General features: G+C 31.7%; 7 protein-coding genes. 2 read left to right on the top strand and 5 right to left on the bottom strand.

The annotated features are described in order from the left end of the window. The gene (locus JJE11_RS08690; RefSeq protein WP_291634610.1) at positions 1 to 492 is read right to left on the bottom strand and encodes a ferritin family protein; all 492 of its coding nucleotides are present in this window, start codon (positions 490 to 492) and stop codon (positions 1 to 3) included. 259 nt (positions 493 to 751) lie between these two features. On the opposite strand from JJE11_RS08690, the gene JJE11_RS08685 reads away from it, so the two are divergent. Beyond that, positions 752 to 3709: a hypothetical protein gene (locus JJE11_RS08685; RefSeq protein ID WP_291634608.1), complete on the top strand. Its 2958-nt coding sequence runs from the start codon at positions 752 to 754 to the stop codon at positions 3707 to 3709. A 112-nt stretch (positions 3710 to 3821) separates the two neighbouring features. Here JJE11_RS08685 and JJE11_RS08680 read toward each other — a convergent pair whose 3' ends face one another. The 3 genes from JJE11_RS08680 to JJE11_RS08670 are packed head-to-tail and all read right to left on the bottom strand — an operon-like array spanning position 3822 to position 6522. Then, positions 3822 to 4244 (bottom strand): hypothetical protein, encoded by a 423-nt coding sequence (locus JJE11_RS08680; RefSeq protein WP_291634605.1) that lies wholly within the window; start codon positions 4242 to 4244, stop codon positions 3822 to 3824. Positions 4245 to 4288: 44 nt separating this feature from the next. Further along, positions 4289 to 5566 (bottom strand): FAD-dependent oxidoreductase, encoded by a 1278-nt coding sequence (locus JJE11_RS08675; RefSeq protein ID WP_291634603.1) that lies wholly within the window; start codon positions 5564 to 5566, stop codon positions 4289 to 4291. Continuing rightward, positions 5563 to 6522 (bottom strand): sulfide/dihydroorotate dehydrogenase-like FAD/NAD-binding protein, encoded by a 960-nt coding sequence (locus tag JJE11_RS08670; protein WP_291634613.1) that lies wholly within the window; start codon positions 6520 to 6522, stop codon positions 5563 to 5565. The genes JJE11_RS08675 and JJE11_RS08670 overlap by 4 nt, the downstream gene beginning before the upstream one ends. A 158-nt stretch (positions 6523 to 6680) precedes the next feature. On the opposite strand from JJE11_RS08670, the gene JJE11_RS08665 reads away from it, so the two are divergent. Continuing rightward, positions 6681 to 7340 carry a phosphatase PAP2 family protein gene (locus tag JJE11_RS08665; RefSeq protein WP_291634601.1) on the top strand — a complete coding sequence of 220 codons (660 nt, stop codon included), beginning with the start codon at positions 6681 to 6683 and terminating at the stop codon, positions 7338 to 7340. Positions 7341 to 7389: 49 nt separating this feature from the next. Here JJE11_RS08665 and JJE11_RS08660 read toward each other — a convergent pair. Further along, on the bottom strand, positions 7390 to 9476 hold a 2087-nt coding region (locus JJE11_RS08660), incomplete at its 5' end, for an ATP-dependent Clp protease ATP-binding subunit (protein ID WP_291634599.1).

Here is a 9476-nt window from a genome sequence, read left to right as displayed (position 1 = left end):
TTAAAATGGTGCAAAACCTTGCTCTGACCACCATTCTTCTTTTAACTCTTCATACTGGGATGAAAACTTTTCCAAATGGTTTTTTTCCCATTTAATTAAAATATTATATAGCTCCCTTGCTTCTTTAAGACTCGTTTCTTTAGCAGCTTTTACATAGTATTCAATAGATGCTTTTTCCATCTGCATTCCAATTCCGAAAGCAGATACTGTGATGGCTGCATCCTTTCTATCAATATTCTCCCACTTAAAAATTGCAGGTGAAGTTGGTTCTGAGATTAATGCCAATTGAAAATCCACAATATTATCATCTTTAACCTTATTAAACATATCCTTTAACCAAACCACATGTTGCATTTCTTCTGCTGCTAGTTCTAAAAAAGCACCTTTAACTTCTGGGGAATTAGATTTGCTCTCTGCCATATTATAAAATTCATATCCTTCTATCTCGTTAATAATTGCTTGTTTTATGATCATTAGTTCTTGATTCTTCACTAATATCTCCTCCTTAATTTGGTTTTTAATCTATATTAATTATTAATTAATAATTAATAATTAATATAGTTTTTGTAATTTTAGCACATCTCAAAAATTAATACAACTGTAATATTAATTTTTCACAAACTCAAATATTGAACACATGAAAAATATATAAATATGATAAATCTCCCCCAAACTTATTATAAAATAATATAACTTGTGTTAAAATATTAAAGAATATATAAGTAAATATATTCAGGGGGTATAACAATAGATGAAAAAATTATTAAAAACTGCATTTGTTTTATTATTAACATTTTATATTTTATTATCATCTTCACATAACTCATATGCCTTTGAATCAATCAATGATGAAATGGTTGGTTCAAATAAAGTATGGAATATCAACTTTAACAAAAAACTTAAATTTGATGATACATTACAGAAATCTATAACCGTAGTAGATAATGCGGGGACGTCAGTAACTACAGAATTGAAATTAGGAAAAGATCTGAAATCTATTATAGTTAAACCACCAGTAAAAGGATATAATCTAGGTGAACAATATTCTTTGAAAATAGATACAGATATTTATTCACTCGACAATAAGAAGTTACAAGAACCTATACAAATGAATTTTAAAATAAACAATACCATACTTGTAGAAAATACTAAAAACATTAAGGTTATTTTTAATGATAACTGCAATAATCTAGATAATAGTGGGTGGGTCAAAGACTCTTACTATACACAGAACTCATTTATAGCAGATAATAGTGAGAATGAAAAATATACTACTCATATTCCGTATGAACAATATTTATTTTATAACAACACTAAAAATTCGATTTCAAAAATCTCAAAAAATTTGGAGATAGGAGGGGGGCCTTTTAGTATAGAATTCGATGCTAAAATAATGGATTTACAGACTCCTACTAAGAATAACGTCTCGAGAGGTTTTATAATTGATACAGTTGCTAACAAGAAAAGATATCGCTTAAGTTTTAATAGCAAAGACAATGATAACAAAATAAAAATAAGTTTAATGAACAAATCTACAGCATCAACTCCTTTTCAAACCGTTGATGCATATTTACCTAAAGATAATAATATTCATAGGTGGTCAATCAGAAATGATGGAAATGAACTAATTTCGGTATTATTAGATGGAAATCCCATAGCCAACTTTAATAATCCCAACTTAGCAAGTACCAGCATTAATGACATGGTTGTTCTCTTTAACGATATGACTGATGCACTTACCGGAGTCAATAAAATCTATATTGAAAATTTTGCTATAGTCAAATCATTATCGATAGAAAACTATACTGTAGCAACTGATGACGAAAACCAAAGTGTAACTGCTTCTATAACTATGGCATATGACGATGAGAATATTATAAACGATAGTCAGTATTATATTAAATCATACTTATACAAAAATGATAATCTTGTAGCGGAATCTACTCCTGTATTAGTACATAATAAAAATATCTCTACTACAATTAATAATATAACTCAATCCGGAAAAATGAAGCTTGTATTAAAGCTTGTTACAGGCAATGTTCAAGTTGAAGAAACATCAAAATTTGTAAATATGAATATTTCAACCTCTACTTTAGATCCAGGTCAGACTATAACTTCTCTGCCATCCAGTGTGTACATATATACTCAAATGGATAAAATGATATCACAAGACCAAAGTGATGCAGAGCATAGTGGCTGGGAATTGGACTCTTACACAGATTATGAGAACAAAAATACTGGAACAATAATTGAAAATGGAGAAAATGCACTAGCGTTAAGTATGCCCGTAAAATTAAATGGTTGGTTTAGGGTTTATGTTGGATATGTGACTGGTACAGAGAGCTTTAAAATTGGTAAAACAGATGATCCCTCTCCTATCCAAATAACTAGCGACATTTCTCTTAAATCTAACGAGTTATTTGGGGACCAGTGGATTTATGAAAAATCTGCAATAATATCAAACTTTAATAACAACTCAATTAAACTTTTTCTAAACCCCTCACAAAGGGCAAGAATTGCTTATATTAAATTAATAGGGTTATCACAGCAACAGGTATTCTTATATCAAAAGCAACAAGTGAATAAAAAAACAGTTATCTATGATTTTGATGGATACACCGATTTTTTCTTAGGAAAACACCCTAGTGTAGAGGCACTTACTAGTAACACTATAGGTAACCTTACAGGTAAAAATGTCGCAGAAGTAAATTGGTGTTTAGGAACTACAGGTATGTTAACTTATAATAGCAAATATGCTGGCACTGTTTTTGATGGTGTTGAAGCCTATGATGATCAACTTAGAAGCGGGGATACATTAGCAAAATATCAAATAATGAATATATTAAACTCAGGTAAGTCCCCCCTAGAGATCGTAGCTGATAGTGGGCATGAAAATGGCATCAAAGTTAATGCATCGCTTAGAATGGATACATTTTATGATCCAGATATTTACGGATTTTTAAATGGGGCTATGTATGAAGACTATAATCAGTTTGTTCAAACTGGAGGTTTTAACCTAAGCTATTACTACCCAGAGGTTCGAGCTTATATAAGAAATATACTTTTAGAAATGGATTCTTTCAATAACGTAGATGGAATAACATTGGATTTTTGTAGGTATCCAACACTTTTTGGAACAGAAGCATCTAGTGAAGAAAAGGTGCTCATCATGAATGAATTTTTAAGAACTATTAGAAATAAACTACCAAAAGATAAAACCATTACCATAAGAGTGCCATACAACGATCCACTTCAATATGGTTTTGATATTAAAACTTGGATTAATGAAGGTTTACTTAATACATTGGTACCATCAAGCATTGGTCCAGAAGAATTCTTTAATATTAAGCCTTACGTAGATATGGTTAAAGATACAAATGTACGATTATATATTGGTGTCTCCGCAGATGTTAGTGGTCATGATATAACAAAAGAAGAAGAAGCGTTAGTAAAGCAAGGCCTATATATTAACAACAAGGTGTTCCTAGATATACAGCAGTATTTACTGCGGGCTTATAATGTATATGAAGCCGGGGCTGATGGAATATTTTTATTTAACTCTACTTCTAAACTTTATATTGACAATAATGCACCGCTTGAGTCAACCTTCTTAGGTGACAAAGTTCTCATTGAAAAATGGCATGAATTTGATTATGTATCAGGTTTCATTGTAAATAAAATTAATGTTCCAAAACCATCTTTTTAACTAATAGTAACTATTTATTATCTTCATATAATATACCAATTATCATAATAAACAAATGTATTATGATAATTGGTATATTATTTTTTTTATTCCATTTTTATATTATCCAAGATCATTTAGCATAATCATTAGCATTGTTCTCAATTCGTAGTATAGCATCATGTATTTTTTCAAACATAATGCCACAAGCAAACCATACTGGTGCATAGTTCAATGTAATTATTCCACAAACTGACATTTTATCGTTCACATAGTTCCAAGGGCACACACCTAAAATCGACCTAAGCAGTAGTCCGCTAGCTAATTCTACTGCAAATATAAGAATCATATATATTCCTCCCCTCACAATAAACGGAAGATGTTTAATCCTATAGTGCACAGGTTCAAGAAATACAGCCAACCCATATATAGGTAACATCCAGATACAAGTAGTGCCCCTAAGTAATATATCACCCTTAAACATTGCCCCAAACCCATTCCACAAAACTTCAGCCAACAGACCTAAAAAACCGTATATAAAAAATCTTTTCCACATGAAAGTATTATTTGTATTACTCTATAAAATATACATTTCTTAATCTAAATAAGTTTTTCATTAAATATATCAGTTAAATTTAATTTCTCTACTTTCCCCTTAATCTTGTCTATTTCCAAAGTATAAAGTCCATTTTCTTGCATTCTGTTAAAATACTCTGCTCCCGCAAATGTATATCTGTTTGTTCTTCCTTCTTTAGAACTCATTTTTTCATTTGCATAGGCTATTATATCCCCAACAGCTAGTGATCTTGGCAATATCAAAAGAGGCATTCCTAAACAGTTTCTTATTGCATTATGTCCGGCCAGCGCCCCCGTCATTATGGCTTCCGTATGACCGACGAATAGCCCCGCCTTTTCACCTGCACAGAACAAATTATCTAATCCTATAACCTTCATACTGTCTGTTCTTGGAGCTACAGATAGGTATCTTATAGAGTTTCCCTTTCCCCCTGCGTATGGATCTATATATTTTGCATTTTCAAGTCCTTTAATTTTTCTTAAGTTTTCTAATGGGTAATATGAAGTCATAAGTTTTGCATGACCTGTATCTAATAGAATCATATTTTCTGCGAACTCTTTAAGGGCATACTGTTGACATACCTTTAATTTAAGTTTATCTAAATTTATGTCTTCTTCCGGAACCTTTAAAACAACTACTCCTGTATCGTCAAGTTGCTTTATAATATCATCGGCTAGCGACTCCTTAGCTAGTTTACACGACCCACTAAATGCTCCATATACGTCTTCTTCTCTTTCTCCCTTTAAGTCTTCAATTCCTGCCCTATAACTTATACTTACTCTTGGACCAAAAGCTGGACACCTCAAAACACACATTGAACATCCATTTCCATATTTTAAACAGTTACCCATTGGCCCTGTTGAACCTGTAGTTTCTATAAATACATCAGCCTCGACATATTTCCCGTCCGATAAATATATTCCTTTTATTGTATTGCCCTCTTTTTCAACATCTACCACTCTTGTTATAAGTTTTACTTCTATATTCATAGATTTCAAATGTTTTGCCACTGCTGGCTCAATCCTGTTTACGTCGTAAAGCCAAGCATGTTTATGCCCAGGAAAATCAATGTTTTTATGTCTACTATTTTCATCGGTCAAATGTATTAAGTCTCCTGCCCCCAAGGCTATCATTTCTTCTGAAGCAGTGTATCTTCCATTATTTCTCATAATGCCACCTACATTACCCAGCCCCAAAAGCATATCTGTTTTTTCGTATAAGACTACCTCTGCACCTGCTTTTTTTGCTATGATTGCTGCGCTACAACCAGACCATCCACCACCAATTACGATAACCTTCAAAATATTCTCCTCCCTTCCAATACATATTTAGGTTCTGTCTGCATTTTGCAGAGCCTTCTCAATTTACGATCATTATTTTTTCTTGTGCAACAACCACATATTCCTTCTCCACAGCACATTTTTGCATTATTGCAACAAGAATATTTAATATTTTTATCTATCTCATCTACAACCTTCATCAATTCATAATTTAAAACGTCTGCAGCATCACAATGTACTAACCTAATATCATTTTTATTAATTAAATCATTCAATATATTATTAAATTCCTCTGTAATTATGCCTCGGCATATAGTATTACACTTTATAACTTTTGATGCATATTTTTCTAAATACTCATCAACGAATCCATTTTCATAAGGCGAATTATCAAGTACAACTATAATTTCATTATTATTTGCATATAATTGCTTAAGTGGTGGTATCATTGGTGCTTGCCCTATACCTCTTGCTACAATTAAGCATTTACTATTCTTAGTTTCATATATGTTTTTTAGTCCTAAAATTCCATTCCAAAATGGTGCTTTTACGAGCATCATCTCCCCTAGAGTTAGCATATCTAATGCTTTGGTTTTTGCTCCTTTTAATTCTATAGCAATAGTTATGGTATTATTTCTCGTATCAGTATCCATTATTGATATTGGCGTATCAAAACTTGTTTCTGTATCTGGACGTCGTGCAAAAACATAACTTCCTGCATGGACCAATTCACTTACTAATTTACCACTTACCTCCAGGGCAAATATAATAATATTATTTTCTAATTTATTCTTCTTTAGTATTTTGCAATTGTAATATTTTCTACTTTCTTTTGCCTTGTAATTGTTTGAAACATATTCTTGATATATACATACTCCATTCCAATTACTGCAGTCACAGAAATTTTCACCTGCTAGCTGTGAGCATAATATACAATCTCCTGTTTCTGCCAGATGGCAAGGACATGGTTGTGACACCAAAGTGCGATATTATTTAATCACATTTACAATCTATGTACAATACAATTGTTTAATTCTTGTAGTAATTACACAATTTTCATACAATAGTTTGAATAAAATGATTGAAACTATTGTAATTTTCAGTTAAACTAGTCTAAGAAGAAAGGATTGATTATTTGAAGAAACTTTTTAGAAATTTATTGCCACTTTTACTTATTAGTTCTATTCCTTTTTCTAATTTATTTTATTGGTCACTAAATAATACTCAAAGAGGAGTTTATGATCTATCTACTGATTTAGATAGATTTTTACCACTTGTAAAAATCTTTATAATACCTTATATGTCTTTATGGTTTTTCTTAGCCTTTTGTTTTGTTTATTTGTGCTTTAAAAACAGAAAATTTTATTATAAAATTATGCTTACTTTGAGTTTATGTTATATTGTTGCCTTTTTTACTTTTTATTTTTTTCAGACCGTTGTAACAAGGCCTATTGTTACAGGTGATGATATATTTTCAAAACTTATTTTATTTACCTATAATTCTGACGCGCCATACAATTGTTTTCCAAGCATACATGTAATTACTTCCTACCTAGCTGTTAAAGGAATTAATGCTACTAATGCTAGAAAATCATTTAAAATTCCCGTCAATGTCTTAGGATTTCTCATTATAATATCCACTCAATTCGTTAAACAACACGTTATAATGGATATATTTTCTGCAATATTTCTATGTGAAGTTATTTTCAATTCAGTTGTTTATGTCGAACAACAGTACAAGCTTTATAATTCTAGAAGAGCCTATACTTTCCAAAAACAAAAAATCGAACAATAAAGAATTAAACTACAAAAGCTACTGAATAATTTTCAGTAGCTTTTGTAGTTTATATTATAACAATTTTATTTTCTTTTAATTCTACAGTTATCTTTGACCCTTCACTTAATTTATTTTCGAGATAATACTCTGCAACCTCATCTTCAATATATTTTTGAATAGCTCTCCTTAGTGGCCTCGCACCATATTTTTCATCATATCCTTTTTCTAGTATAAAGTCAGCTACCTCACCCGAAACATTCAATATAATTTTCTTTTCGCGTGCCTCGCTTACTACTTCCATAATCATTAAGTCTACTATTTTGCGAAGTTCTTCCTTTTTCAAAGGAGTAAATACAATAGTTTCATCTACTCTGTTTAAAAATTCTGGCCTAAAGGTCTCTTTTAAAGCGTCCTTTACTCGTGCTTCTAAAATATCATAATCGCCTTGAACAAACCCAATACTACCTGCTTTAAACTGAGTACCTGCATTAGATGTCATTATTATTACAGTATTTTCAAAGAAAACAGTTCTACCTTGACTATCTGTTAGTCTTCCATCTTCAAGAATTTGTAAAAGCATATTAAATACATCAGGATGAGCCTTCTCTATCTCGTCTAAAAGAATTACTGAATAAGGCTTCCTTCTAACTTTTTCAGTTAATTGACCACCCTGATCATACCCTACATATCCTGGTGGTGCACCAATTAACTTGGAAACAGTGTGTTTTTCCATGTATTCAGACATATCGATACGTATTAATGCTTCCTCACTTCCAAAAAGCTCACAGGATAGTGTTTTGACTAGCTCTGTTTTCCCAACCCCTGTCGGTCCTACAAAAATAAAGGAGGATGGCTTCTTCTTTTTCCTAAATCCTGAACGATTCCGCCTAATTGCTCTAGATAAACTCATAATAGCCTCATTTTGCCCAATAACTCGCATGTGGAGCCTGCTCTCCAAGTTTAATAGCTTTTCCGCTTCTTTTTCTGTAATTTTTTGCATTGGAATTTTAGTCCATGCCTCAATTACAAATGCAATATCCTCTTTAGTAATTTGAACTTCACTACATTTTTTTTCAATTTCATTTATATTTTCTTTCATTTTGCATAATTTCATCCTATGTTCTGCTGCTTTTTCAAAATTTCCAGTATCTTCTGCCTCCAGCTTTCCATTTTGAATTATCTCTAATTCTTCTTTTAAGCCTGCAAGTTCCACAAGACCTTTATTTTTTAAATTAGCACGAGATCCGGCTTCATCAATAACATCTATAGCTTTGTCTGGCAGAAACCTGTCTGTTATATATCTTTCAGATAAATTTACAGCTTCTTCAATTACTTCATCAGATATTTTAACTTTATGATATTCTTCATAGTAACCTCTTATTCCTTTTAAGATTTCTATGGCCTCATCTATACAGGGTTCTTCAACTAGGACTGGCTGAAATCTTCTCTCAAGTGCTGCGTCTTTTTCAATATATTTTCTATATTCCTCCAAAGTAGTCACTCCAATAACTTGTATATCACCCTTAGCCAAAGCTGGTTTTAAAATATTTGCTGCGTTCATTGCTCCACCCTGAACTTCACCAGCGCCCATAATATTGTGTACCTCATCAATAACTAATATTATATTTCCACTTTCCTTAGCTTCCTCAATAATTGACTTCATACGTCCTTCAAATTGGCCTCTAAATTGTGTACCTGCAACCACAGCGGTGAGATCAAGCAGATAAACTTCAGCATTGAATAATTTTTCTGGCACTTGCCTTTCTGCAATTCTTACAGCCAACCCCTCAGCAATAGCTGTTTTACCTACGCCTGCTTCGCCAATTAATATGGGGTTATTTTTACTTCTTCTGTTTAAAATCTGTACCACGCGATCAATTTCTTTATGCCTTCCAACAACTTTGTCAACTTCATTTTGATTTGCCTTATTTGTTAGGTTTATGCCATATGTATCTAGGTGCTTTCTTTTCTTTTTAAACCAATTCTTTTTCGATTTATCTTCAGATTCTTTTTTAATGTTAGAGGAAGTTTCAAGTTTATCCTTTATAAAATCTTTATTTTCATCAGAGGGCGATAATAACCCATTAAAAATATTACCAATACTTTTTTCTCCATCACCATTCCCAAGATTCATGTCTTCTAAATTCATGTCTT

It is taken from the genome of Clostridium sp. (assembly GCF_016650095.1).
GTDB lineage: Bacteria > Bacillota > Clostridia > Clostridiales > Clostridiaceae > Clostridium_AD.
This window is presented reverse-complemented; position numbering and strand designations above follow the sequence as displayed.

Excerpts from the sequence above, each read along its gene's own strand:
- JJE11_RS08680 (WP_291634605.1), bottom strand. The coding sequence starts at position 4,244 with ATGTGGAAAAGATTTTTTATATACGGTTTTTTAGGTCTGTTGGCTGAA.
- JJE11_RS08685 (WP_291634608.1), top strand. The coding sequence starts at position 752 with ATGAAAAAATTATTAAAAACTGCATTTGTTTTATTATTAACATTTTAT.